This window comes from Streptomyces sp. 5-10 (genome assembly GCF_014712245.1).
GTDB classification, from domain to species: Bacteria; Actinomycetota; Actinomycetes; order Streptomycetales; family Streptomycetaceae; genus Streptomyces; species Streptomyces violaceusniger.
In genome coordinates, this window is record NZ_JACVYG010000005.1 from 206,480 (window position 1) to 233,012 (window position 26,533).

Here is a 26,533-nt window from a genome sequence, read left to right on the forward strand (position 1 = left end):
CTCCCGGAAAAACACCTTTACCCGCCTCTGTCGTGTTGCGGTGGTTTCCCGGCCGCGACACGCCGGGGTGGGGCGACGGGCGGTCGCCCCACGGCCGTCACTCGGTGTCCGCGCCGATGGCCTCCAGCATTGGGATGCGCGCGGCCTGCCGCCCCGGCCAGAGCGAGGCCAGCACACCGATCGCGGCGCTCGCGAGGAAGAACAGGGCCGTCCTGCCCCAGGGGATGACGAGCGGAACGGCCTCCTGGCCGAGGACGGCCGCCGCGCCGATGGCCGTACCGGCGGCGACGCCGAGCGCGGAGCCGAAGAGGGAGATGGTCACCGACTCCAGGCGCAGCACGGATCCGACGCCACCGCGGTCCAGCCCGATGGCCCGCAGGAGCCCGATCTCCCGCACCCGCTCGAAGACGGCCATGCCCATGGTGTTGACCACCCCGAGGGCGCCGATCAGCACGGTGACGCTGAGCATGGCGTACATGATGTTCAGGAACGGCGCGGTCCGCGCCGTGGCGGCGGCCCTCGCGCCGGCGCGGTCCTGGACCAGCAGCGCCGGGTTGTCCAGGGCGCGCCGGATCTCCTCCTGGAGCGCGGCGGTGCGGCCGGGGGCGGCCTTGACCAGCACCGAGTCGATGCCCGGCCGGTCCTCGGCGCCGGCCGGACGCGGCAGGGCGCGCTCGGACACGAGGGCGGGGGTCAGATCGTCCGGGCCGTCGTAGATCGCGACGACGGGCAGGTCGGCCTCGGTGCCCGGCGTACGCCCGCTCGCACTGGTGAAGGTGCCGGTGACACGGGAGCCGAGCCGCCAGCCGTGGGTGGCGGCCAGCTCCTCGGTGACGGCGATGCCCTGGCCGAGGCGGTCCAGCGACCCCTCGCGGACGGTGAGCGACGCGGCGCGTTCCACCGCGGCGGGGTCCACCGCGGTGACCGAGAGGGGAGTCTTGCCGGGGAGGTCGAAGTAGGTGGGGATGACGGGGGTGACGGCCTCGGCGTTGGCGAGCCGCGCCACTCGGGCCGCCGTGCCCTCGCCGATCTCCCCGAAGTCGACGGCCGTGATGCGCAGGTCCGAGGCCATGGAGCGGTCGGCTTCTCGCTCGTCGAAGCGGTTCACCGAGGTGACGGCCACGGTGACGGCGGTGACCATCGCCAGACCGACCATCAGGGTGGTCGCGGTGGCCGCCGTACGCCGTGGGTCGCGGCGGGCGTTCTCCACCGCCAGCTTGCCCCGGATGCCCGCCAGCCGGGTCAGCGGGGAGCGCAGCAGCCCGGTGAGGCCGAGCGCGAGCAGCGGGGTGAGGATGATCAGGCCGACCAGCAGCAGGGGCGCGGCGCAGAAGAGGAGGTTCGGATCGCCGACGGCGGCGGCGATCAGCAGCGCGCCACACGCGGTGGTGATCAGCCCGATGGTGTTGCGGCGGCGCAGCGACGCGGCAGTGGACGGCTGGACGGTCCGCAGCGCCGCCACCGGCGGTACGGCCGCCGCCCGGCGGGCCGGGACGTAGGCCGCGAGGACGGTGATGCCGATGCCCACGGCGAAGGCGGCGAGCAGCGGCTCGGTGGACAGCGCCGGCACGGTGGCGCTCCCCGTCCCGGAGGCGTCGAACAGACTGCCCAGCAGGTGCGCGGCGCCGACGCCCAGACCGTAGCCGATGGCCGAGGCCACCGTGCCGACCAGGGCGGCCTCGGTCAGGACCATGCGCATCACGTAGGTCGTGGTGGCGCCGATGGCCCGCAGCAGCGCGTGTTCCCGGGCGCGGGCCGCGCTGAGCATGGTGAAGGTGTTGGCCACCAGGAAGGTGGAGACGAACAGGGCGACCCCGGCGAAGCCGAGCAGCAGTGTGGTGAGCTTGTCCGCGTCCCCGTCGGGGGCGGCACCGGACTCCAGCTCGGCGCGGGTGGCCGCCCGCAGCCCGGACGGCAGCAACTTCTGTGCGCGTTGAGCGAGTTGGGCATCCGATGTGCCCTCGGCCGCGGTCAGTGTGATCGCCGAGTAGCCCTTCGGTCCGGAGGCGAAGTGCCGTTGCGCGGTGGCGGTGTCGAAGGCGGTGAGCGTGCCGCCGGAGTCCACGCGGCTGTCATGGGCGGTCAAGACGCCGACCAGCCGGGCGTCGCGGGCCGTGCCGGCCACGACGATGCGCACCCGGGCGCCCACCCGGTACCCGGCCCGCTCGGCGGTCCGCCGGTCGACGGCGATCTCGGCGGCGCCACGGGGGCCACGGCCCTCGACGAGTGGGTAGCGGATGTCCTTGCCGCCGTCGTCGGGCACGTAGTTGACGCCCACGGCCTGGTTCAGATCGCCCACCAGGGCGCCGTCGGAGCCGACGAGGAAGGAGCGGCCCTCCACCACACCGCGCGCCGCGGCCGCCGACGGCAGCGCCCGCAGCCGCCGCAGCAGCGTGTCATCGAGCCGGTGTGGCGTGTCATCGAGCCGGTGTGGCGCGGAGGGGTCCGCGGTGATCGAGACGGACGCATCGGGCTGGGAGTTGGACCGGGCGCGGTTCACGGCCGCTCTGACGGAGTCGCCGTAGAGCAGCGAACCGGTCACGAAGGCCACGCCGAGCACGACGGCGAGGGCGGGCATCGCGAACCGGAGCCGATGGGAGCGGAGGGTGCGCAGCGCGGTGCGGAACATCGACGGCCTTCGGGAGGGCGGAGGGGTCACGGTCGAAAGGGGCGTGGCGCATCAGGCTTGAGCGCTCTCCGGCCGCCCCGGATGCCATCCTTCGCGGGGACGTGGCGCGGCGGATCCACCGGAATGCCGAAGTGGGCCGTTCCCCCTCCCCGGTTTCCTCGGCCGAAAGTCTGATGTGGCGACGGCGGCCGGACCGTAGCGTGACCTGCCATGATCTCCGAGTTCCGGTCCCGTTTCCGCTTCCGGCACCTCCGGCGGGGCCTGGTCGGCGTCGCTCTGGTCGTCCTCGTGGTCCTGGAGGGGTTGAACGCGCCGCATCCGGCGATGGCCGCGGCGACGATGGCCTCCGGGGTGCTGTGTCTGACCGCGCTCGCCGTGCCGGAACGCCTCTTCGCGCGCTACGCCATCGGCGCCGCGGCCGTCTCATGCGTGCTGACCGTGACGGAAGCGCAGCTGTCCGAGCGTCCCCCGAACACCCCGGGCATGGTGGAACTGGGCGCGCTCCTCCTGCTCAGCACCCGCGCCGTGCGGCGCTGCCCGCCCCTGCGGGCGGCCGGGCTGGTCGCGGCGTCCTCCCTCGCCGCCGTGGTCCTTCCGCTGAGGATCGAGCTGTGGGACCACTACCTCGGGGACCTGATCGCCGTCATCGCGGTCTGCGCCGTGCCGTTCATGGTGGTGGTGGGGCTGTGTCTGCGTCTGTACGACACGCTGCGGGAGCGGGAGCGCGAGGCCATTCGGCAGGCCCAACGCCTGGAGCACGCACGGGAGTTGCACGACTTCGTGGCCCATCACGTCACGGCGATCGTCGCGCAGACCAAGGCCGCGCGCTTCACCGCCGCGGCCGGGCACACCCAGTCCCCGGAGGACCTGGACCGCATGCTCGCCCAGATCGAGCGGGCCGGATCCCAGGCGCTCGGTTCGATGCGCGCCATGGTCACCAGTCTGCGGGACCACGCGACCGCCTCCGCCACGACCCGGCCCACGGGGGATACGGCGGGTCCGCACGGGCTGCGCGGGCTGCGTGATCTGCGGGCCCTCACCGAGCGGTTCTCCGAGGTGGGGCCGCCCGCCGAGCTGATCCTCGCCCCGGAACTCGCCGACCGGCCACTCCCGGCCGGCATCGCCACCGCGGTCCACCGCGTGGTGCAGGAGTCCCTGACCAACATCCGCAAACATGCCACCGGGGTCGGCCGGGTGGAGGTGCGGATCGGTGTCCGGCCCGGCGATCCGGAGCGGCTGGAGGTGTCGGTCGTCGACGACGGGCAGGGTGGCGCCTCGCCCGCCGCCGAGCGGTCGGCCGAGGGGAGCGGCTACGGTCTGGTGGGGCTCGCCGAGCGGATCGAGGCGGTCAACGGGCGTATCACGGCGGGGCTCCGGGACGGCGGGGGCTGGCAGGTCCTGGCGGTCCTGCCGCTGGACAAGACGGCCCCTGAGGAGACGATCGCCTGCGATCATGCCTGATATGACGATCCAGGTACTCATCGCCGACGACCAGGAGATGGTCCGTGCCGCCTTCCGCATGATTCTCGACTCCCAGCCGGACATGCGGGTCGTCGCACAGGCGGCGAACGGCGTCGAGGCGGTCGAGGAGGCCCGCCGCCTGCGGCCCGACGTCTGCCTCCTGGACATCCGCATGCCCGAGCTGGACGGTCTGGAGGCCACGCGGCTCCTCGCCGGACCCGATGTGCCGGATCCGCTCAACGTCCTCATCGCCACCACCTTCGACCTCGACGCATACGTCTACCGGGCGCTGCGCAACGGCGCGTGCGGCTTTCTGCTCAAGGACGGCGCGCCCGGGCTGCTCACCGAGGCGGTACGGGCCGCGGCGTCGGGCAACTCGCTGATCTCCCCGTCGGTGACCGTCCGCCTGCTCGCCCACATGGCACCCCACCGCGACCGGCCCGCCCCCTCCGAGGCCCGTCCGGCCCGCCGGGGGAGGGGCGGGCCCAAGGATCTGATCGAGCCGCTGACCCAGCGCGAGGTCGAGGTGGTCCGGCGGGTCGCCCGTGGCCGTACCAACGAGGAGGTGGCCGCGGATCTCCATGTCACCCTGTCCACCGTCAAGACCCACCTCGGCAACGTCCAGCGCAAGCTGGCCGCCCGCAACCGCGTCGAGATCGCGGCCTGGGCCTGGGAGCACGGCATGGTGGACGAGTCCTCGCCGAACGGCGGCAGTTGACCCGCCCGGCGGACGTCCCCGACGTGTGCGCCACCAGGTGTGGGCGGCGCGCTGAAGCCGCTCCCGGACCCGGGCGACGTCCGGGTCGGCGTCGGCACCCGGCCGCTGTACGAGGAAGAGCGTGTCGAGCGGCCACGGCCTGGGCGGTGAGCCGTTTGCCGAAGACGTTGCGCCTCCCCGACGCGCCGGGGGCTGGCCCCCTCGCGCCTCAGACGGGCCCGGCCGTGGTGCCCCGGATGACGAGATGGGGGGCGACCACCGCCTCCCCGTCGGGGATCCGCTCTCCCTCCAGGCGGGCGATGGCCCGGCCGACGGCGAGTTCGGCGAGGCGGGGGACGTCCTGGCCGACGGTGGTGAGGTTGATATGGGCCAGGCGCGCCAAGTGGCTGTCGTCGAAGCCGATGACGGAGATCTCGTCGGGGACGGGAACCCGGGCGCGGAGCAGGGTGTCCAGGACACCGGTGGCGGAGCGGTCGTTGAAGGCGAGGACGGCCGTGGGCCGGGGAGTGGCGTCGAGGAGGGCGCGGGCGCCCGCGGCGCCGTCCTCCTCGGTGAGGCCGCCGGGCAGGACGCGGACGCGGTCGGCCAGGCCGTGGCGGCTCATGGCGGTGCGATAGCCGCGGCGCCGGTCGGCGGCGCCGGGTGCCCTGCCGCCGTCGATATGGGCGATGTCGCGGTGGCCGAGAGCCACCAGGTGGTCCACGGCCTGGCGGGCGCCCTCGTCATCGGCGGTCCGCACCACCTCAACGCCCGGGGCGGACCCGCGCAGCCGCCGGGCCACGGAGACCACCGGGAGCTGTGCGGCGAGTTCGGCCAGCCGCGCGGCCGGGGCCTGCGGGCCGAGGAGGATCAGGGCCTCGCAGCGGTCGGCGAGCAGGGCGTCGGTGGCCCGCTGCTCGCCACGCCCGGCGGCCACGGCGCTCAGCGCGATCTGGTACCCGGCGGGCTCGGCCACCGCGTAGATGCCCTCCAGCAGATCGGAGTGGAAGGGGTGCTGGAGGCCGAACTGCACCCCGAGGAGATGGGACCGGTGGCTGCGCAGCAGCCGGGCCCGGGCGTCCGGCCGGTAGCCGATCTCCCGTGCGGCCTGGAGGACCCGCTCACGGGTGGCGGCACCGGCGCCCTTGGCATCCCGCATCACGATGGAGACCAGCGCCGTCGACACGCCTGCCCGCGCCGCCACGTCCGCGAGGGTCGGGCGCTTCCCACGGGGGGCGGCCGGCGTCGGTGGCACCACTGGTCTCCCTGGTCGAGCCGTTGTCTTCGGTGGGGGTTTCGCTTCCGGGCGCGACGATCGTAGCCCAGGGTCCGACCCGCGCGCCCTCGCTTCTATAACGTTCTAGCGATTCCGTCGTCCGCCCTTGACAGGGCCGGTCGGTGACTGGCGTACTGCTGCTCGCGTCTCTAGAACGTTCTAGTGGACCTGGAACGTTCTCGTCGCTTTGTTGCCGGGGCCGGAGAGAGGACGAGCAGTAGCGATGTACACATTGGCGGTCTGCGCCGAGATGGTCTTCCGGGATCTGCCGATCCAGGAACGGGCGCGGCGCATTCACGACGCCGGTTTCCAGGTCGAGATCTGGGACTGGAGCCGACACGATCTGACCGCCCTCGAGCGGACCGGTGCGGTGTTCTCCTCCCTCACCGGCTACCTCCGCGGCAGTCTGACGGACGAGAACGGGGCGGCCGAACTCCTGCGCACCGCCGAGGAGTCGGTCAAGGTGGCCGAGCGGCTCGGCTGCCCCCGGCTGAACCTGCACGGCACCGGGCTGGACGGCGACGGCCTGCCCGTGGTGCCGGTGGCGGGCGAGGCCACCGGCCCGATGTGGATCGCCGCCCATCGCACCCTCACCCGCCTCGCCGAGCTGGGCGAGCGCACCGGGGTCACCTTCACCCTGGAGAACCTCAACACCGCCGTGGACCACCCCGGTGTGCCGTTCGCGAAGGCCGCCGACACGCTGGCGCTGGTCGAGGCCGTGGACCGGCCGGGCCTGCGGATGAACCTGGACCTGTACCACGCGCAGATCGGCGAGGGAAACCTGATCGAGCTCGTTCGCCGGGCCCACGGCCGGGGCCTGATCGGCGAGATCCAGGTGGCCGACGTCCCCGGCCGCTGCGAGCCCGGAACCGGAGAGATCAACTATCCGGCCCTCGCCCGAACCCTCGCCGACCTCGGCTACGAGGGCACCGTCGCCATGGAGGCATGGGCCTCCGGCGACAGCGGCCTCGCCCTGGAGCGCTTCCGCTCCGCCTTCACCCGCTGAAGCGCGCGCCCGCGAGGCCGTCAGCCCTCATCGCACGCCGCCACCCACAGACCCCACGGAGCATCCGCATGACCACACCACACCCCCTCCCCATCGGCCTCATCGGCGCCGGGCGCATGGGCTCCTTCCATGCCGAGACCCTTGCCCGCCGCCTCCCCGGCGTCCGTCTCGCCGCCATCGCCGACCCGACCCCCGGCGCCGCGCAGGGGCTCGGCGAGCGGCTGGGCGGCGCCACGGCGTACACCGAGATGGCCGAGCTGCTCGCCGACCCCGGGGTCGAGGCGGTGGTCATCGCCACCCCGGCCCGCACCCACGCCGGGCTGGTCGAGGCCGCGGCCCGGGCGGGCAAGGCCGTCTACTGCGAGAAGCCCATGGCCGTCACCCTCGAGGAGGCGGACCGCGCCATCGCGGCCGCGGCCGACGCCGGTGTCCCTCTCCAGGTGGGCTTCAACCGCCGCTATGACACCGGCTTCCACGCCGCCCACGAGAAGGTCCGCGCGGGCGCCATCGGCACCCCGCAGCTGCTGCGCTCGCTCACCCGCGACCCCAAGCTGGCCGACCCGGGCCGTATCCCGCCGTGGACGATCTTCCTGGAGACCCTTATCCACGACTTCGACACCCTGCGCTACCTCAACCCCGGCGCCGCACCGGTCGAGGTCTTCGCCTTCGCCGACGCCCTGGTCCGCCCCGACTTCAAGGAGCGCGGACTGCTGGACACCGCCGTGGTCACGATCCGTTTCGACAACGGCGCCCTCGCCACCGCCGAGGCGAACTTCCAGGCGGTGTACGGGTACGATGTGCGCGGCGAGGTCTTCGGCTCGGCGGGGATGCTCACCATGGGCGACATCCGCCGCGGCCATCTGACCGCCTACGGCCCGGACGGCAGTGCCGCCGAATGCGTCACCTACGACCAGGACCTCTTCCACGCCGCCTACGTGGCCGAACTCGCCGACTTCGCCGAGTGTGTACGCACCGGCCGCGCACCCTCCGTCACCGGACAGGACGCCCGCGCCGCCCTGTCCGTCGCCCTCGCGGCCATCCAGTCGGTCACCACCGGCGGCCCGGTCCGCGTCGGCGACATCGCGTAGCGGTACCGCCCTTCGGCTCTCGGTGACGGCGTCCGGCGACGTACGCCGACGACCACGTCCGGACGGGGGACTCGTTTCGGGAGAGGCGTTATATTCGGGCTGTATAGGACGCGGCTGGCCTGCGATCCGTACGGCACCGGGCTCCCGAGGACGATGACAGGTGACGCCATGGGTGTGGATGAACGGCACCCGGACAACGCGGACACCCGGATCACTCGGTCGGCGCGGACTCGGCTTCGGCTGTTGGGTTCCGCGGGTGGCCAGCTGAGTGGCACCGGGCCGGTGAGGCTCGCCCTCGGGCAGGCGGTCGCCGAACTCGGCGCCCTGGGCGGCATGATCCATGTGCGTGATCCACGCCAGGGCGTGATGCGCCTGGTGGCCACCATGGGGCTGCCGGACAACCTGGTCGCGGGGTGGGAGACCCTCACGGACGAGGACAGCGCGGCCCCCGTGTCCTGTGTGCGCTACGGCACCCTCGTCTGGACGCCGCCACCGCCCGATGTGCCGCACCGGGCACCCCTCCCGTCGCCCGGCGGCTCCTCCCACGGGGACTTTCCTCCCGGCTCCCACGGGGAATTCCCTCCAGGCGCCGGGTCGCTTCCGCCCCGAAGCGGGGTGGCGTCGGTGCCCGTGATCACGGCCGACGGGCAGCCGGTGGGCGCGCTGTCCGCCCTGGTGGCGGCGCCGGATGAGCTCGACGACGCGCAAGGTGTGTTCCTGCGGATGGTCGCCGAGTGGGTCGCGGAGTATCTGCGGCCGGCCCGCCCCGCCGCCGCGGACGTCGAGCACGAACGGCAGCCCCTCGGCGGCGACGCCGTCGGCAGCGCCGTATGGCGGATGAACGACGGACTGCTCACCCTCGACGACCAGGCACGGCTGACCTTCGCCAACCCCGCGGCCCTGAAGTTGCTGGGCGCGTCCGCCCAGGAGGTGCTGGGGACGGTGCTGTGGGACCACCCGGTGGTCCGGGACACCGGGATGGCCGCCTGCCACGGGCGGGCCGTGACCACGCACGCACCGGCCGGAGTCGACACCCGGTGGCCCGGCAGAGCGGGCTGGTACCACGCACGCCTCGACCCCGTCCCCGACGGACTGGTCATCCACATCGCGGACATCACCGAACGCCGGGCGGAGGAGGCCGAGCAGTCCGCGGCCCAGCGCACCGCGGCCGAGCGGGTCATGCGCATGGGCGAGCTGACCTCGGCGCTCGCCGAGGCACTGACCGTCCAGGACGTGGTGAAGGCGGTCGCCGACCGGGTGCTCCCGCCGTTCGGCGCCACCGGCCTGATCTGCCAGGTGATCGAGAACGGGCGGCTGCGGATGGTCGGTTCGGCCGGGTACCCGGAGGAGTTCCTCGAGATCGTCCAGAAGCTGATGGTCTCGGACATGTCCGCCATCGTCCAGGTGCTCAGCTCCCGCTCCCCGACCTTCCTGTCCACGCCGCAGGAGTACGCCGAACAGCATCCGGACGCCGCCGACTACCTCTACCGCAGCGGGATGAAGGCGTGGGCGTTCCTCCCGCTGATCGCCTCCGACCAGCAGATCGGCTATTGCGTGGTGAGCTTCTCGCAGCCGCGCCACTTCTCCGAGGAGGATCGCTCCCTCCTCATCGCCCTGAGCGGACTGGTCGCCCAGGCGCTGGAGCGGGCCCGGCTGTACGACGCCGAGCACACCCGCGCCCAGGAACTCCAGCGCGGACTGCTGCCCCGTGCGCTGCCCGTCGTACCGGCCGTCGCCGCCGAGGCGCGCTATCTGCCCGCCACCGAGGGCGTGCAGGTCGGCGGCGACTGGTACGACCTCATCCCGCTGTCCGGGGAGCGGATCGCCCTCGTCATCGGCGATGTCATGGGCCACGGGCTGTCCGAGGCCGCGACGATGGGGCGGCTGCGCACGGCCGTGCACACCCTCGCCGATCTCGAGCTCCCGCCCGATGAGCTGCTCACCCACCTCAACGATCTGGTCGGCGACCTCGGCGATGACTTCTACGCCACCTGTCTCTACACGGTCTACGACCCGGTCACCAATCGCTGTGCCTTCGCGAGCGCCGGGCACCCGCCGCTCGCCATCGTCCACCCCGACGGCACGGCCCACTTCCCGCACGTCGACGCCGATCCACCGCTCGGCGCCGCCAGCCCGCCCTTCGAGACCCATGAGGTGCAGGTGCCCGAGGGCAGCCATCTGGTGCTGTACACCGACGGCCTGGTCGAGTCGTCGGCGGTCGACATCGACGAGGGCATGGCCCGTCTCGCCCAGGCCCTCACCAGGGCCGCCGCACCCCCGCCCGAACCGCCCGGGGCCGCGTCCGCCCCCACCTCCGCACCCACCACGCTGCACGAGCCCGGCCGGCTGTGCGACGCCGTCATCAGCGCGCTGGTGCCGGAGCAGGCCGAGACCCACGACGACGCCGCGCTGCTGATCGCCCGGACGCGGTCGATGGCCCCCGAACGGGTGGTGTCCTGGGCGCTCCCGGACGGCCCCATCGCCGCGGCCGAAGCCCGCCACCATGTCACCGAGCAGCTGTCCACGTGGCATCTGGACGAGCTGACGATGACGACCGAGCTTCTGGTCAGCGAGCTGGTCGGCAACGTCGTCCGGCATGCCAAGGGCCCTCCGCGGCTGCGCCTGCTCTACGGCCGGACACTGATCTGCGAGGTGTCCGACGGCAGCCTCACCACCCCGCGGATCCGCCGCGCCGCCGAGACCGACGAGGGCGGGCGCGGGCTGCAACTGGTCGCGGCGCTGTCCGATCGATGGGGCATGCGGTTCTTGGCGACGGGCAAGTGCATCTGGACGGAGCAGGCGCTGCCCTCGCCCGCCGACCCGGCCACCGCCTGAGGGGGCGCGGCCCGCGGTGTGCCCGGCGGTGCGGCCCGCCACCGGCACGCTCTAGGATCGGTCGGTGACCGGCGTGAAACAGCAGACCACCAGGGACCAAGCGGCACCGGGACGGAAGCGCTCGGACGGTGTCGGCCGGAGCGCCACCGTCAAGGACGTGGCGACACTCGCCGGGGTCTCCCCGAAGACCGTGTCGAATGTGATCAACGGCTTTGTGCATGTGTCCCCGGCGACCCGGGAGCGGGTCCAGCGGGCCATCCGGGAGCTCGGCTACCGGCCCAACCGGGTGGCGCGCAACCTCCGCCGCGGCAGCACCGGCATGATCGGGCTGGTCCTGCCCGAGCTGGACGTCCCGTACTTCGCCGAGCTGGGACGCCACTTCCTCACCACGGCCGAGGAACACGGCCGCACCCTCCTGATCGAGCAGACGCTGGGCGACCGCGAGCGGGAGGCGGCGGTGATCCACGGCCTCGGCGACCAGGTCGTGGACGGCATGGTGGTGAGCCCGCTCGCCCTGCACGGCAGCGCCCTGGCCAACCACCTGGGCACCGTGCCGCTCGTCCTCATCGGCGAACGCCCCAGCGGCGGCCTCGCCGACCATGTGGTGATCGACAACGTGGCCGCGGCCAAGGAGGCCGTGGCCCATCTGGTGGCCGGCGGACGCCGCCGGATCGCCGCCATCGGCCTCCAGCCCGAGCCGTACATCGGCACACCGCTGCTGCGCAGGACCGGCTACCGCCAGGCCCTGGAGGAGGCCGGGCTGCCGCCGGACCCCCTCCTGGAGTGCGAGACCCCCCGCTACCACCTGGGCGAGGGTGCCCGGGCGATGGCGGCGCTGCTGGACCGGCCCGCACCGCCGGACGCCGTGTTCTGCTTCAACGACGCGCTCGCCCTCGGCGCGCTGCGGACCCTGTACGAGCGCGGACTGCGGGTGCCGGACGACATGGCCGTGATGGGCTTCGACGACATCGAGGCCGCCCGCTACAGCACACCGAGCCTGAGCAGCGTGGCACCGGACAAGGGCGCCATCGCCCGGCACGCCGTCGATCTGCTGCTGGAGCGGATCGAGACACCGGACCGTCCGGCCCAGGAGGTCGTCGTCGGCCACACCCTCCACACCCGCGAGTCCACCGAGGGCGGCATCGCCCCTACCGCTCACTGACCTCCCAGACCCGTGGTGGCCACCGACTTCACGATCTGGCGCTGGAACAGCATGAAGACGATGAGCAGCGGGATGGAGCCGAGGATCGAGGCGGCCGACTCCTGGGCGTTCCGGAGCCCGGTGGAGTCCTTCACGGTCGACAGCCCCACCGGCAGCGTCATCAGCTGCGGATCGCTCGTGCTGATGAACGGCCAGAGGAAGTTGTTCCAGGTGTTGATGAAGACGAAGATCGCCACGGCCGCCAGGATCGGCCGGGACAGCGGCAGCACCACACTCCAGAACACCCGGAAGCTGCCCGCCCCGTCGATCCGGGCCGCCTCCTCCAGCTCCCGCGGAATGCCGTCGAAGAACTTCTTCAGGATGAACACCATCGCGGGCGCCACCACCTGCGGCAGGATCACCGCCGCGTAGGTGTCGACGAGGTTCATCGCGAGCATCTGCCGGAACAGCGGCACGATCAGGATCTGTGGCGGCACCATGATCGAGGCGACGGTGACGGCGAAGAGCACCCGGCGGCCGCGGAAGAGCGTGCGCGAGAACGCGTACGCAGCCATCGCCGAGATGGCCACGGTGATGGCCGTGACGCACACGGCGATCACGACGCTGTTCACCGCCCACACCGGCAGATTGCCCTGGCCGAAGATGGTCCGGTAGGCGTCGAGGGTGAAGCCCGCCTTGGGGATCCAGTCGGCGCCCGACGCGCTCGCGTCGACCTCCGTCTTGAACGAGGTGTCCACCCCCCAGCCGAACGGCACCAGCCAGATCACCGTCATCAGCGCCAGCGCCAGCAGCGTCAGCACACGGGGGAGGGGACCCGTTCCGAGCATGGGGTGCCAGACATGGCCGCCGTAGCGGCGCCGCCGGACCACCTCCCGGGGCATGGTCGACCGGGGCTTTCCGGGGGTACGGGGGGAGAGTGTCTCGGTGGTCATGGCGCGATCAGTCCTCCCTGCGCGAGAAGATCTTCAGCTGGGCGATCGAGAGGATGATGATGAGCCCGAAGAACACATACGACACCGCCGAGGCATAGCCGAGCCGGTAGTTGGTGAAGCCGGTGTCGTAGATGTACTCCAGGATCGGCCGGGTGGCCCCGTTCGGGCCGCCCTTGGTCAGCAGGTAGATCTGGTCGAACACCTTCAGCGACGCCATCACCTGCAACACCGCGATCAGCCCGGTGGTCCGGCGCAGCTGCGGCAGGGTGACCGACCACAGCCGGCGCCACGCCCCGGCGCCGTCCAGCGCGGCCGCCTCGTAGAGGTGGTCGGGGATCGCCTGCAGCGCGGCCAGATAGAGCAGGAAGTTGAACCCCACCGTCCACCACAGGGTCACCAGCGCGATGGACCACATCGCGTACTTCTCGTCCGTCAGCCAGGCGATGCCATCGATCCCGAAGATCTTCAGCAGGCCGTTGAGCATCCCCCGGTCCGGCTGGAACAGCATGCTCCAGATCTGGTAGACCACCGCGACCGGCAGCAGATGCGAGGCGAAGAAGGCCAGCCGCCACAGCCACTGCCCCGGCATCCCCGTGTACACCAGCAGGGCCATCACCAGGGCGACGAGCACGAGGGGGACGGTGGTCAGGACGGTGAACCAGACCGTGTTGCCGAGGGTCTGCCACACCTGGCTGTCGCCGAACGCCTCGGTGTAGTTGTCCAGGCCGACGAAGGCGTTGTCACCGTGCCCGGTCAGGCTGGCGTCGGTGAAGCTCATCCACAGGCCGATGCCGATCGGCACGATGAGGAAGAGCGTGAAGAACACCAGGAAGGGGGTGGCGAAGAGCCACCCGGCGCCACCCGACCGAGGCCGGTCCGTGGCGGCGGCCCGCCGGAATCCGGTGCGCCGGGACCCGGCAGCGGCCCGCCGCGCGGGCGTGGAGACGGAAGCCATGACATTGCTCCTTTCCCTTGCGACTCCGTCGCGATCAGGCCGGATTCGGCTGGGCCAGCAGGGTGTTGATCTGGGAGACCATCGAGCGCACCGCGCTCTGCGCGGACGACGAGCCGCCGAGCGCGGGATCGAGCGCCTGGCACATCCGGGTCTGGAAGTCCGAGCCGGAACCCGCGAACCACACCGGCGGATCGAGCACGAGCTGTTTCGCGGCGCCCGCGTACTCGGACTGCGGGCGCAAGCGTGCGTACCGCGGGGACGAGACGGCCGGTGTGTACGCGGGGATGTGGCCCGCCGTCGCCCAGGTCAGCCCGGACCGGACCAGCTCGGCCACGAACCGGTGGGCGCGCCGCCTGCGCTCCGGATCCGGGTCGTCCTGGTGCGGCAGCACCAGGGCGTGGCTGTCCGAGGCCCCGGCCGGACGGTCGTAGAAGGTGGGGAGGGGGGCGCCGCCCAGCTTGTCCTTCAGGGTCGACTTGTAGGTGGCCATGTCCCACTCGCCCGAGAAGATCATCGGCGAGCGGCCGTTCGCGAAGACGGCGATCGCCGTCGTGACGTCCATGGTGCGGCTGTCGCGCGCCAGGTCGGCCATGAAGCGCACCACCTCGACGGCGGTGTCCTCGTCGATCTCGGCCTTCTTCCCCGTGAGGTCGAAGGTGGCGCCGGTCTGGCTGAACAGCGACCAGAACATCCGCCAGCCCATCGCCGCGTCGTTGGCGTGGCCGAAGATGGGCCCGAGCTTGCCGCTGTCCTTGCGGAGCTTGTCCATCAGCTCCAGGGCGTGTTTCGGCGATTCGAAGGGCACCAGCTGCCCGTCACCCGTGAGCAGACCCGCCTTGTCCATGACGTCCCGGTCGAAGAACACGACGAAGGGGTGGGTGTCCAGCGGAATGGCGTACGGCGTGCCCTGGTACAGACTCCGTTTGACGAGCGTCTTGTTGAGGTCGTCCCGCTTCAGGCCGAACTCGGCCAGCAGATCCATGTCCCACGGGTCGAGCAGACCACCGGGGGCGTAGCCCGCCAGCCGGGTCAGATGCATGATCGCCACATCCGGCGAACGGCCACCGGCCGAGGCCATCGCCAGCTTGGTGTAGTACGGCGGGCCCCAGTCCAGCACCGTCGTCCTGACCTTGAGACCCGGGACGCGCTTCTCCACGTTCCGCGTCATGGTCTTCATCAGTTCGCCGTCGGGGCCGGTGAACAGGGTCCAGTACTCGATCTCGTCGGCGCTCCGCACGCTTCCGGCGATCGAACCGCAGCCACTGAGCGCGGACGCCGACACGGCGGCCCCCGCCCCGTACACCGCGCCCCTCAGCAGACCGCGCCGTGTCAGGCCGCTCATCGCACCTCCTCGCCGGCCGGCCGCTCGAAGGCGGCGGGGCGCTGCTGGGCCGCGCGCAGCCGCGCCACGTCCAGCTTGCGGCTCCGGTCGAAGCGGTAGACGCCGTTCTGTTCCTGGAACACATCGGTGAGCTGGGTGTAGCAGTAGCCGAACATCAGGGGGTCGTCGAGCAGCGCCCCGGTCAGCCCCGCGAAGCGGGTGTGGAACTCCTCCTCGGTGCGCGGCCGCTGCCCGTATCCCCAGGACACCTCGCGGTCGTCACCGGCCGCTCCGTCCGCCTCCTCCGGATTCCACCAGATGCCGCCGAACTCGCTGCAGAAGTAGGGCTGGCCGCGGTAGGGCAGCGACCACACCGCGTCGGTGTCCTTCCTTCCGGGGTTCCCCCGGTTGTCGGGGTTGAGATACGGGTCGTCCTTGTCCAGCCCGGCCATCTGGCGGCGGAACGCCTCCGGGTCCTGCTCGTAGCTGTGCGAGTCGTAGACATCGGTCTCGGCCACGCGGTGGGAGTAGCCGGAGGCGTCCAGGACCGGACGGGAGGTGTCGGCGGCCTTCGTGGCCAGGAACATGCCCCGGGTGACATCGTCCAGGACGGTCTGCCGGTCGTGGAGTTCCTGGTGTGTCTCGTTGAGCGGGCACCAGCCCACGATCGACGGATGGGAGTAGTCGCGCTCCACGGCCTCCAGCCACTGGGCGATGAATCCGGCGGTGGGCCGCTGGTTGTCGCCGGTGGTACGCCCGGTACTGGCTCCCCAGTCGCCGAACTCGCCCCAGACGAGATAGCCGAGCCGGTCCGCGTGGTGCAGGAACCGCTCCTCGAACACCTTCTGGTGCAGCCGCGCCCCGTTGAACCCCGCGGCCAGCGACAGCTCGATGTCCCGGACCAGGGCGGCGTCGTCGGGCGCGGTCATCAGCCCGTCCGGGTACCAGCCCTGGTCCAGGACGAGCCGCTGGAAGACCGGGCGGCCGTTGAGCAGCAGCCGCTTGCCGTCGATGGCCACCGACCGCAGCCCGGCGGTGCACTCGGCGCGGTCCACGGCTTCGCCGGCGCCGTCCAGCAGCTCGATCCGCACCCGGTACAGATGGGGGTCCTCCGGAGACCACGGGCGGCGCCGGTCCTCGGGCAGCGTGAGCACCATACGGGGGGCCAGATCGAGGTCGGCCCGCACGCTCGCCTCGGCCACCGTCCGGCCGTCCGCGTCGCTCACCCGGGCCGTGATCCGGTGGCCCGGGCGGTTGGCGCTGAGCGGCAGTTCGAGGTGGAAGGCCCCGGACGCGAGGTCGGGGGTGATGCGCGGCCTGCGCAGATGGACCTCGGACACCGGCTCCGCCCACACCGTCTGCCAGATGCCGGTGGTGCGGGTGTAGTGGCAGTCGCTGTTGGCGTAGTCGGTGGCCTGCTTGCCGCGTGCCTGGGGGCCGTGGCGGGCGTCCCGGGCCCGTACCACGATCACCACCTCCGCGTCGCCGCCGGCCGCGTCCGCCACCTCGCCGAGGTCGGCGGTGAAGGAGGTGAAGCCGCCGCTGTGCCGGGCCACTTCGCGGCCGTCGGCCCAGACGGTGGCGTCGTGGTCGACGGCCCCGAAGTGCAGCAGCACCCGCCGGCCGGCCCAGTCCGCCGGTATCCGGACCGTGCGCCGGTACCAGACCGCGGGGTGGAAGTCGGTGTCCCCGATCCCCGACAGCTCGGACTCGGGGCAGAACGGGACCAGGATCCGCCCGTCCAGCTCCTGGTGGACCAGACCGCGCTCGAGTCCGCTGTCGCCGGGGTCGAAGGCGAACTGCCAGGTGCCGTTGAGATTGAGCCAGTCCTCACGGACGAAACTGGGCCGGGGATATTCGGGTCGTGGAACGTCGTTCGAGACCTCGGGCGAGGTGATGTCCAGATGGGCCATGGGATCTCCGGGAGGGCGGGGCTTTGACCGGGCAGGGGTATGCCATCACCCGTTTACATCGATGTAAAGATCCCGCGCAGCAACTTTTGCCACGACCTCGGGCGGCCGCCGGTGGGCCTGGCTAGAACTCGCCCTTCTTCACCTTGTACAGCTCGACGTCCTTGTTGGCGAAAAGGTGCACATAGCCGCAGTTCCAGCAGATCAGCCCGGTGGCCGACTCGTTGGCCCAGCCGACCTTGAACAGCTCCATGCCGGTGCTGTTGAGCTTCACCTCGCGATCCCGGAAGAGGTCGCCCTTGCAGAACACACATGTGATCCACACGTCCCCGATAGCCGCACGTACAGGCTTGGCCACGCTCTCTCACCTTTTCCGGCCACCGAAGTGGCCCCCGTCTCGCGTCAACAACGGTGATCAGCATAGGACGGGGGCCCACTCGGCACGTCAGCCGCGATAGGTGCGCAGATAGTCGAACCGCGCGAGCGCGCCCGCGGTGTTCTGCGCGACCAGGCCGATCCTGAGCTCGCTCACGCTCGGCAGGGTCCAGACGCCGGTGTGGACCCAGTGCACACCGTCCGTGCTGGTGGCGGCGCGCACCTCGGTCTCGTCCCGCGCGGTGTCGGCGTGGTACGACAGCCGCATCCACAGCGTGTCCGCGGGCGGGCCGCCGAACATCGGCCCGTAGGCCACCGGCGTCGGCGGTGTGGTGGTGGGACGCTCGCCCTCCTTCGCGAACTCGGTGACATGGGTGGCCTTCCCGTCCGCGTGGCTCACCGGGAGGACCGCGTGCACCAGCTTGTAGTAGCGGTCGTCGTTTCCGTACAGCACCAGCCCGGCCTGCTGATTGGCCCGCCCCGGAGCGAACCGGAGCCTGGTCTCCACGGTGTAGTCGCCCGGGGGAGCGTCCCGGGTCAGCACCGACGCGGTATTGGTGCCGAGATAGAGCTCGGCACCCTGAGTGGGCCAGGACAGGGCGCCATCGGACATCGTGACCCCGGACGCCGGTCCGCGCACCCAGGACCACGGCGAATCCGCGGTGGTGCCGGGGACGGTGGCGGTGTCGAAGTCATCGCTGTAGGCGGGCAGCAGCGGGCCCGGCACAGGGTCGGGGACGCGGCTGGTGACCGGTGTGTGGAGCGCCGCGGCCCCCACGTTGTCGGCCGCCGCACCGGCGCCGCGGGCGGCCACGCCGACCTTGCCGGAGCGGACCGCCGCCGCGGGCAGTGGCCGCTCCTGGGTGGCCACCGCGTCCCGCAGCCGGTCCGCGCTCACCTCCACGGTCATCCGGGTGCCGCGGATCTCCGCCGCCACGTTGTGCCAGGTGTCCCAGGCGAAGTCGGGCGGCAGCGGGGTCGTACGGGTGCCACGGCTGCGGCCGTCCACCCGTACGTCCGTCACCAGTGCGTTGCGCCGCCGGTCCAGCCACGCCACCACGAAGTCGTCCGGGCCGGTGTAGCCGGCCAGCAGCCCGGCCGCGCCGGTGGCCGAGGTGACCCGCAGATCGGCCTCGGCGCGCCGGGCCGCCGGGGCGGACCGGTCCGAGACCAGATGGGCGGGGCCGGTGGGATTCCCGCGCGGGGTGACGAAGCCCCGCGCGTCCTGCTCGTGTCCGACGCTCCAGCCCTCCGTGCCGGAGCCGCCACCGCCGTGCCACCCCTTCAGCGAGCCGTCGTTGAAGGTGCCGCCCGCGGCCCAGGAGGCCACCGGGGCCCGCTGCGCGCCCTGGGAGGCGCCGGCCCCGGCCCGTACCACCGGCCAGCCGTCGATCCAGTCCAGCCGGTCCATCAGCATCGGCCGCTTGGACAGCTTCAGCGTGCCGCCCGCGGCCGGTTTCAGATCCGGGTCGTCGGAGGAGATGGCGTGGTAGACGAGCCAGTCCTGGCCGGAGAGATCGGTCTGGAGGGCGTTGTGGCCGGGGCCGATCCAGCCGTTGCCGTTGGCGGTCAGCACCACACCGCCCTTGCTGGTGGCGGCCGTCAGCGGGACGCCCTCGTCGTCCAGGAAGGGCCCGGTCGGGCTGGTCGCCCGGCCGACCTTGACCTGATAGCCGCTGTAGGCGCCGTCGCAGCAGCCCGCGTCGGAGTAGAACAGGTAGTAGTGGCCACCGCGCCGGACGACGAACCCGCCCTCCATCCGGCGGCTCTGGGCCACTTCGGTCACCGCGCCCTCGATACGGGTGCGGGCGGCGTTCATCTTCGCCACGCAGATCGTGTCGTAGCTGCCCCAGTACAGATACGGCTGACCGCCCTCGTCCGTGAACTGGGCCTGGTCGATGTTGCCGGTGGCGCAGCCGCTCGGCGAGGGCAGCACGGCTCCCCGGTCGGTCCAGGGGCCGGTGGGGGTGGGCGCGGTGGCCACTCCGACGGTGTTCTCGGAGGACACCGAGTAGTAGAGGTTGTAGTGGCCGTCCACATAGCGGATGTCGGGGGCCCACAGCCGGGCGCCCTTGTGCCAGGCGGGTTTGGTCTCCGGGGTGAAGACCTCCCCGGCGTAACTCCAGTGCGCCAGGTCGGCCGAGCGGAGGATGGGCAGCATCCGCTCACCGTCCTCGCCCTTGCTCTGGAACACCGGGTTCTGGGTGCCGTACGCGTACCACAGGCCGTCCTTGCCCCGGATCATCACCGGGTCGGGGAAGGTGTCGACCACTCCGGCGGTGAGGGGGTTGTGATAGGTGGTCGCCTGGTGGGCCGTCGTGGTGTGTTCTGGCGCCGTGCCCTGGGCGGCCGTCGCCTGGGCCGCGGGCAACAGCCCGGCCAGCAGCGCGCACAGCAGCGCGGCCACGAGGGTGCCAGGGCCGCGTCGCGGGCTCCGTCTACGGCTCGGTCTCATCTACGCGGTCCCTTCCGGCTCGAAGGAGCTCAGGCTCGGGTCGTAGTCCAGGTCGCCGATGTCGAACATCGGGGTCATCCAGTGGTAGAAGTTGTCGCCGCGCTCCCGCAGCAGGTCGTACAGGCGGCGCATCAGGCGGCGGCGCACGGGCAGCAGCTCGGGGTGCTCATAGCGGTTGGTCAGCTCATGGGGGTCGGTGTCCAGGTCGTACAGCTCGTTGACCGACTCGGGATTGACGATGAGTTTGTGGCGCTCGTCGCGGATCATCCGCTGCGGATACGGGAAGTGGTGGCCGTGGAACTCGGCGAGCAACTCGGCCGGCCACCGTGGGTGTTCGCCCCGCACCAGCGGCACCAGGCTTCGGCTGTCCACGGCCGGTGAGGTGTCGCAGCCCGCGAGATCCAGGATGGTGGCCGTGCAGTCGGTGAGGCTGACGAACTCCTGGCGCACCTGCGGGGCCGCCCCGGGGACCCGGATGATGCCGGGGATGCGGTAGATGTCCTCGTACATCGCCGGGCCCTTGTCGTGCAGCCGGTGGGCGCCGGTGAACTCGCCGTGGTCGGCGGTGAAGAACACCGAGGTGTCATCGGTAAGACCGAGCTCGTCCAGGCGGGTGAGGATGCGCCCGATCTGCTCGTCGATCAGCGTGACATAGCCCCAGTAGACCGCGATCAGCTTGCGGGTGACTTCGATGGGGATGGTGTCGAAGGTCCAGTGGGCGCTGTAGTTGCGCTGTACCGGTGGCTTTCCCTCGAAGGTCTCGGCGATCGAGGCGGGCAGGTCCACCAGGTCGGGGTCGTAAGCGTCGAAGTAGGCGTCGGGCAGCAGATACGGCAGATGCGGCCCGAAGAAGTGGGTGGCCAGGAAGAACGGCCGCCCGTCGGCGGCGTACCGCTCCAGCTGCTCGATGGCGCGGGTGGCCAGGTAGTGCTCGAAGGTGGCCTCCACCGGCTGGTGCAGCCGTGCCGCCAGCAGATTGCCCGGATTGCCGTTGGGCGTGGTGCCGCGTACGGAATCGGATATCCGGTACGGCGGCAGGCCCCGCTCCTTCAGATACGCCGCGTAGTCCGGGTGGTCCACGGGGTTGTGCCAGCCGGGCAGATCGGGCCCGTCGAAGCCGTACGAGGCGGCGTTGCGGTGGGTGCCGACATGCCACTTGCCGACCAGCCCGAGCTGGTAGTCACGCTCGGCCAGGGCGCCGGGGAAGGTGAACGCGTCCTCGCGCAGATCCTCCAGATAGCCGACGTTGCGCTCGTAGTTGGCCAGCAGCCGGTGGCGGAAGGGGGCCTGTCCGGTGAGCAGACTGGCGCGGGCCGGGGTGCAGATGGCGGTGGGGGTGTAGAAGCGGTCGAAGCGGGTGCCGGTCGCGGCCAGCCGGTCGAGGTTCGGCGTGGCCACATGCGGATTGCCGTAACAGCCGAGGGTGTCGACGCGGTGCTGGTCGGTCATCAGGAACAGCAGGTTCATCGGGCGGCCGCCTTCGTGTAGAGGTCACCGGCGTAGAACGTGGACGGATCGGGGGACTTCGGCAACTGCCCGGTCCGGACGAAGAAGCGGCTCATGCCGTCCAGCCACTTCCCGACGGTGCCGTCCTTGGTTCTGGCCACCAGCTCGGCGGTCGTCATCGTCTTCACATGCTTCGCGTCCGCCGCGACCTTCGCCTCATCGACCTTGAGCAGCTTCGCCGCCAGCGCGATGGACTCCTCGGGGTGTGCGGCCCGCCAGTCGTTGGCCTCCTGGAGGACCTTCACGACCTTCTGATCGCGCTCCGGCTTCGCCTTGGCGGCGGAGACGAACGCGGTGGGGAAGGAGGAGCCGGGGAGGTCCTCGGTGCTCGCCACCTCCTTCATCCCCGGCACCTTCTCCTTGATGGTGTCGATGAGCGGATACCAGATCCCGGCGCCGTCGATCTGCCCGGAGGAGAACGCGGAGACCACGGTGGGCGCGTCCATCACCACCTTCGAGATGTCCTTCATCGTCATCCCGGCCTTCTGGAGCGCCAGATTGAGCGCCATCTCACCGGAGGTGCCCTCGGGGACGCCGACCTTCTTCCCCCTCAGACCCTGGATCGAGGTGATACCGGGCCTGGCGATGACCCGGTCGGCGTAGGTGAGGGTGTTGACGGCCACGATGGTGGCCTTGCCGGAGGCGGGCAGCCACAGGGCGCCAGGGCCGATGTAGCCGTAGTCCAGATTGCCCGTGCGCAGGGCCTGGATCTGGACCGGGCCGTTGACGAACACCTTGGGCTCGGCGGTCAGGCCGTGTTTCTTCCACAGGCCCCGCTCCTCGGCGATGGCCAGCAGGCTCGCGCCGTTGTAGTCGGCGATATAGCCGAACCTGACCGCGGAGCCGCCGCCGCTGCCGGAGGACGAACACGCCGCCACCGACAGTGCCGCCCCGGTCGCGGAAAGTGAGATCATGAAGTCGCGTCGGCTCATCCTCATCTCGGGTGAGTCCCTTCGAAGAATCAGTGCGGTTGGGGAGTGCGGTCAGGCGGCGGAGCCGGCCGGAGACTGGTGGTAGACGTGGGTCCAGACGTCGTTGCGAATGCGCGCGAACTCCGCGGAGAGCCGGATCTCCTCGGTCCGCGGATAGGGGAGGTCCACGTCGATGACCCGGTGGATCCGGCCGGGCCTGGCGGCCATCACGACCACCCGCCCGGCCAGGTACACCGCCTCGTCGACGTCATGGGTGATGAACAGGACGGTGCGCCGCTCCTGAGTCCAGGTGTCCAGCAGCTGGTCCTGCAACTGCACCCGGGTCAGTGCGTCCAGCGCCCCGAACGGCTCGTCCATCAGCAGGACTTCGGGGTCCACGGCGTAGGCCCGGGCGATGGCGCAGCGCTGTTTCATCCCCCCGGAGAGGGTCTTGGGCAGGGCGTCGGCGAAGTCGGCGAGCCCGACCAGCTCGATGGCGTGATCGGCGCGCCGACGTCGCTCCGCGGCGGGGACGTGTGCCAGCTTCAGCCCGAACTCGACGTTGCCGCGCACCGTCAGCCACGGGAACAGCGCGTACTGCTGGAAGATCACCCCACGGTCCGGCCCCGGCCCGGTGACGGGCGCGCCGTCCACCGTGACCGTGCCCGAGGTGGGCTCCACCAGTCCGGCCACCATGGACAGCAAGGTGGACTTGCCGCAGCCGGACGGGCCGACGACCGCGACGAACTCCCGGTCCCCGATGTCCAGGGAGACCTGGCCGAGGGCGGTGAAGGTGGTGTTCTTCATCGGGTACGTCTTGACCACGTCCCGGAAAGAGATCTTGGGGCTCATCGACGCTCCTGCCACGCGGTGAGACGGCGTTCGGCCAGCAGCAACAGCCGGTCCATGACCAGGCCGATGACACCGATGCTGATCAGACCCACGAAGATCGTGGGAACGTCGTAGTAGGTCTGGGCGTGGACCATCTCGAAGCCGAGACCCTTCTGGGCGCCGATCATCTCGGCCGCCACCACGGTCGCCCAGGCCGCGCCGAGCCCGATGCGCATGCCCACCAGGATGAACGGCGTGGACGCCGGGATGACCACCTTGAGGAAGACGGTCCGGTCCGAGGCGCCGAGCACCCGCGCCGCGTCGATCAGCGTTCGGTCCACTCCGGTCACCCCCTGGAAGGCGGCCACCACACAGGACATGAACGCCGCCAGGAAGATGACGAAGATCTTCGGTGTCTCGCCGATGCCCATCAACACGATCACCAGCGGGATCAGCGCGAGGGGCGGGATGGTGCGGAAGAACTGGACGTACGGCTCCAGCAGGCCCCGGGCCACCGGATACCAGCCCATCAGAAAGCCCACCGGCACGGCGACCAGGGTGCCGAGCGCGAAGCCCAGGAGCACCCGCTGGAGGCTGGCCAGCGCGTCCTCGGTGAGGGTTCCGTCGGAGAGCAGTTCACGTGCCCGGGAGCTCACGGAGAGCGGTCCGGGGATGTCCGCGAGCCCCGCCGCGGCGGTCAGCGCCCAGACGGCGATGGCCAGGACGAGGGCGATCAGATTGAACACGAGGGGGTGGACGGTGCGTCGTGCGCCGCGTGGCGCTTGTGGTGTCGTGGGGGTCTTCTCGGGTGCGGTGACCACCGTCATGGACGCCTCGCGGGGTACATGGGTCCTCCTCTTCGGCCCGGGACCGGACCGGATCAGCCCGGACGGGCCGGGTAATGGCTGAGCAGGGGGGATTCACGCAGGACAAGGGCGATACCGCCCAGGGCGCCACCGGCTTCGCCGAGCGCCGCCGGCCTCAGGTCCACACGGTCCCGTGAGATCGGCATGATGTGTGCGCGCAGCGCCCGTTCGACCGGCTCGAAGAGCGGTGGACCGGCCGCGGCGAGCTCGCCACCGAGCACGATCACCCCGGGGCCGACCGCGTTGCACACCGCCGCCAGCACGGTGCCGATGTGGGTGCCGGCCGCCTCCAGCGTGCGCAGCGCCACCGGATCGCCGGCCTCCAGCGCCCCGAGGAGCGCGGCCAGGCCGTCCGCGTGGCCGCCCGCGCGGCGGTAGGCGGCGAGCACGGCGCCCACCGAGGCCACCGTTTCCAGGCAGCCGATGGCGCCGCACGAACATCGTCCGTCGCCCGACTCGACCGCGATATGCCCGAACTCGCCGGACAGGCCGTACGCCCCGCGGTGCAGCGAGCCGGCCACCACCAGACCACCGCCCACACCGTGCGACAGCCGCAGATACAGCACGTCCTGACCGCCCGCCGCGGCGCCCCAGGTGGCCTCGGCGAGCGCGGCGAGCCGGGTGTTGTTGTCCACCAGCACCGGGGCCTCGAAACGCTTGCGCAGCAGGGCGGGCAGATCGGTGGAGGGGCAGGGTTGCGCGGGGCCCGAGTCGGGGTCCTGTACCGGGCCGACCACGCCCACCCCGATGGCGTTCAGCGCGCCCAGCCGCAGGGCGCCGTCGGCGAGCGTGCCGACCAGCCGCTCGGCCAGGGCGATCCGCTCCTCCCAGGGCAGCCCCGGGTCGTGCGGCTCACTGGCCGAACCGATCACCTCGTGGGCCACGTTGACCGCGGAGACATGCACCGCCCGGCGGGCGAAGTCGATGCCGATGGCCTGGCCCGCGCTGGGGTTGAGCGTCAGCGCCTCCACCGGCCGCCCCCGCCTGCGCGGGGCCGCTCCGGGCGCCGTGGCGACCACGGCGCCGCTCTCGATCAGCTCGGCGACGATATCGCTGAGGGTGGTCCGGGAGAGCCCGCTGTGCTGCCCCAGTTCGGCCCGGCTGAGCGGGCCGTGTTTGCGCAACAGATCCAGTACCAAGTCTTCGTGTCCCCGCCGCAGCCGGGCCAGCGGGCCGTCCTGATGGGGGTGCATGCCGACCAGCATGCGCACGCCCATCTATTTCGTCAACACCCCGGAATAAAAGAGGGCTCAGGTGTCGCGGACGCGGCGGAAGCCGAGGTTGCCGGTGGAGCTGTCGGGGGTGATCGGAGGTGCGGGCGGCCACGCGGCAGCGGTTGCGGTACGACCGACTTCCCCCGCCCGGTGACCGCACCCTCCTTCATCCCGCCCCACCACCCCTGCTATAGCTGTTGGCTGACTCTTCATCACGGCGACATCTCCCGCCGCCGCTCAAGGAATGCGATCATGCTGACCTGAGCATGCCAACCCCCCACCTTCCCGGCGTGCGGTCACGCCGCGGTCGTTCAGGAGGACGCAGTGAAGAAGAGTTCGCGGATCGGCAGAGTGTCCGCCGTCCTCGGCAGCGCCATCGCGCTGGTCGTGGCCTTCCCGGGCAGTGCGCTCGCGGACCCGCCCAAGGCCCTGCCCGCCAACGCGGACGGCACGGAGCAGACGTTCCAGCCGGCGTTCGACTACGACACCGACGGCTGCTACCCCACGCCCGCCATCGGCCCCGACGGGACGATCGCGGGCGGGCTCAACCCGAGCGGCGCCCTCAACGGCCAGTGCCGCGACTCCTGGGACCTGGACAACACCAACGGATACTCCCGCTCCAAGTGCAACAACGGCTGGTGCGCGATCATCTACGGCCTGTACTTCGAGAAGGACCAGGCCGTGGCCGGGAGCGGTCTCGGCGGCCACCGCCACGACTGGGAACACGTCGTGGTGTGGGTGCAGAACAACGAGGCCAAGTACGTCGCCACCTCGGCCCACGGCAACTTCGACATCTACAGCCGGGACCAGATCCGCTGGGACGGCACCCACCCCAAGGTCGTGTACCACAAGGACGGCCTGAGCACCCACTGCTTCCGCCCGGCGAACTCCAACGACGAGCCGCCGGAGAACCACTACCACACCTGGCAGTACCCCGCGCTGGTCGGCTGGAACGGCTACCCCGCCGGGCTGCGCGACAAGCTGAGCCAGGCCGACTTCGGCAGCGCCACCTTCGGTCTCAAGGACAGCGCGCTCAACTCCCACCTCGCGAAGGCCAAGCCGTCCGAGATCCCCTTCGACCCCAACGCGTGAGCGACCCGCCC

General features: G+C 71.5%; 20 protein-coding genes. 7 read left to right on the plus strand and 13 right to left on the minus strand.

The window, feature by feature from the left end; genetic code table 11:
* Window positions 1-97: 97 nt before the first annotated feature.
* Window positions 98-2,629, minus strand: coding sequence for an ABC transporter permease (locus IEJ02_RS08670; protein WP_191064204.1), 2,532 nt, complete (start codon window positions 2,627-2,629; stop codon window positions 98-100).
* A 210-nt stretch (window positions 2,630-2,839) separates the two neighbouring features.
* On the opposite strand from IEJ02_RS08670, the gene IEJ02_RS08675 reads away from it, so the two are divergent.
* Window positions 2,840-4,090, plus strand: a complete 1,251-nt coding sequence (locus IEJ02_RS08675; RefSeq protein ID WP_191064205.1) for a sensor histidine kinase — start codon at window positions 2,840-2,842, stop codon at window positions 4,088-4,090.
* Window positions 4,083-4,808 carry a response regulator transcription factor gene (locus IEJ02_RS08680; RefSeq protein WP_370467005.1) on the plus strand — a complete coding sequence of 242 codons (726 nt, stop codon included), beginning with the start codon at window positions 4,083-4,085 and terminating at the stop codon, window positions 4,806-4,808. Before IEJ02_RS08675 ends, IEJ02_RS08680 begins: the two co-directional genes overlap by 8 nt.
* A gap of 208 nt (window positions 4,809-5,016) precedes the next feature.
* Here IEJ02_RS08680 and IEJ02_RS08685 read toward each other — a convergent pair whose 3' ends face one another.
* The gene (locus IEJ02_RS08685; protein WP_191064207.1) at window positions 5,017-6,042 is read right to left on the minus strand and encodes a LacI family DNA-binding transcriptional regulator; all 1,026 of its coding nucleotides are present in this window, start codon (window positions 6,040-6,042) and stop codon (window positions 5,017-5,019) included.
* A 244-nt stretch (window positions 6,043-6,286) separates the two neighbouring features.
* Between IEJ02_RS08685 and IEJ02_RS08690 the strand changes: the two genes are divergently transcribed.
* The 4 genes from IEJ02_RS08690 (at window position 6,287) to IEJ02_RS08705 (ending at window position 12,154) form a co-directional block, all read left to right on the plus strand.
* Entirely contained in the window at window positions 6,287-7,069 is a 783-nt protein-coding gene (locus tag IEJ02_RS08690; protein WP_191064209.1) for a TIM barrel protein, read from the plus strand.
* A 68-nt stretch (window positions 7,070-7,137) separates the two neighbouring features.
* Window positions 7,138-8,157 (plus strand): Gfo/Idh/MocA family oxidoreductase, encoded by a 1,020-nt coding sequence (locus IEJ02_RS08695; RefSeq protein ID WP_191064210.1) that lies wholly within the window; start codon window positions 7,138-7,140, stop codon window positions 8,155-8,157.
* Between the two features lie 168 nt (window positions 8,158-8,325).
* Window positions 8,326-10,992 carry an ATP-binding SpoIIE family protein phosphatase gene (locus IEJ02_RS08700; RefSeq protein ID WP_191064211.1) on the plus strand — a complete coding sequence of 889 codons (2,667 nt, stop codon included), beginning with the start codon at window positions 8,326-8,328 and terminating at the stop codon, window positions 10,990-10,992.
* Window positions 10,993-11,056: 64 nt separating this feature from the next.
* Window positions 11,057-12,154 (plus strand): LacI family DNA-binding transcriptional regulator, encoded by a 1,098-nt coding sequence (locus IEJ02_RS08705; protein WP_191064212.1) that lies wholly within the window; start codon window positions 11,057-11,059, stop codon window positions 12,152-12,154.
* Here the strand turns inward: IEJ02_RS08705 and IEJ02_RS08710 are convergent.
* From IEJ02_RS08710 to IEJ02_RS08760, 11 genes are all read right to left on the minus strand, one after another.
* Window positions 12,148-13,035 (minus strand): carbohydrate ABC transporter permease, encoded by an 888-nt coding sequence (locus IEJ02_RS08710; protein ID WP_370467009.1) that lies wholly within the window; start codon window positions 13,033-13,035, stop codon window positions 12,148-12,150. The genes IEJ02_RS08705 and IEJ02_RS08710 overlap by 7 nt on opposite strands.
* Window positions 13,036-13,093: 58 nt before the next feature.
* Entirely contained in the window at window positions 13,094-14,041 is a 948-nt protein-coding gene (locus IEJ02_RS08715) for a carbohydrate ABC transporter permease (RefSeq protein ID WP_191064214.1), read from the minus strand.
* 34 nt (window positions 14,042-14,075) lie between these two features.
* Window positions 14,076-15,383 (minus strand): extracellular solute-binding protein, encoded by a 1,308-nt coding sequence (locus tag IEJ02_RS08720; protein WP_191064215.1) that lies wholly within the window; start codon window positions 15,381-15,383, stop codon window positions 14,076-14,078.
* The gene (locus IEJ02_RS08725) at window positions 15,380-17,275 is read right to left on the minus strand and encodes a glycoside hydrolase family 2 protein (RefSeq protein ID WP_191064216.1); all 1,896 of its coding nucleotides are present in this window, start codon (window positions 17,273-17,275) and stop codon (window positions 15,380-15,382) included. Before IEJ02_RS08725 ends, IEJ02_RS08720 begins: the two co-directional genes overlap by 4 nt.
* Before the next feature lie 121 nt (window positions 17,276-17,396).
* Window positions 17,397-17,630 carry a hypothetical protein gene (locus IEJ02_RS08730; protein ID WP_191064217.1) on the minus strand — a complete coding sequence of 78 codons (234 nt, stop codon included), beginning with the start codon at window positions 17,628-17,630 and terminating at the stop codon, window positions 17,397-17,399.
* 87 nt (window positions 17,631-17,717) lie between these two features.
* The gene (locus IEJ02_RS08735; protein ID WP_191064218.1) at window positions 17,718-20,102 is read right to left on the minus strand and encodes a family 43 glycosylhydrolase; all 2,385 of its coding nucleotides are present in this window, start codon (window positions 20,100-20,102) and stop codon (window positions 17,718-17,720) included.
* Complete coding sequence (locus tag IEJ02_RS08740; protein ID WP_191064219.1) at window positions 20,103-21,569, minus strand: sulfatase family protein; 1,467 nt, start codon at window positions 21,567-21,569, stop codon at window positions 20,103-20,105. It lies immediately after the preceding gene.
* Window positions 21,566-22,546, minus strand: coding sequence for an aliphatic sulfonate ABC transporter substrate-binding protein (locus IEJ02_RS08745; RefSeq protein WP_191064220.1), 981 nt, complete (start codon window positions 22,544-22,546; stop codon window positions 21,566-21,568). The genes IEJ02_RS08740 and IEJ02_RS08745 overlap by 4 nt, the downstream gene beginning before the upstream one ends.
* 45 nt (window positions 22,547-22,591) lie before the next feature.
* Window positions 22,592-23,371, minus strand: a complete 780-nt coding sequence (locus IEJ02_RS08750; protein WP_137976451.1) for an ABC transporter ATP-binding protein — start codon at window positions 23,369-23,371, stop codon at window positions 22,592-22,594.
* Window positions 23,368-24,177, minus strand: coding sequence for an ABC transporter permease (locus tag IEJ02_RS08755; RefSeq protein WP_137976450.1), 810 nt, complete (start codon window positions 24,175-24,177; stop codon window positions 23,368-23,370). Before IEJ02_RS08755 ends, IEJ02_RS08750 begins: the two co-directional genes overlap by 4 nt.
* A gap of 53 nt (window positions 24,178-24,230) precedes the next feature.
* Window positions 24,231-25,421 (minus strand): ROK family transcriptional regulator, encoded by a 1,191-nt coding sequence (locus IEJ02_RS08760; RefSeq protein WP_191064288.1) that lies wholly within the window; start codon window positions 25,419-25,421, stop codon window positions 24,231-24,233.
* Window positions 25,422-25,754: 333 nt separating this feature from the next.
* On the opposite strand from IEJ02_RS08760, the gene IEJ02_RS08765 reads away from it, so the two are divergent.
* Complete coding sequence (locus tag IEJ02_RS08765; RefSeq protein ID WP_191064221.1) at window positions 25,755-26,522, plus strand: NPP1 family protein; 768 nt, start codon at window positions 25,755-25,757, stop codon at window positions 26,520-26,522.
* The last annotated feature ends 11 nt before the right edge of the window (window positions 26,523-26,533 follow it).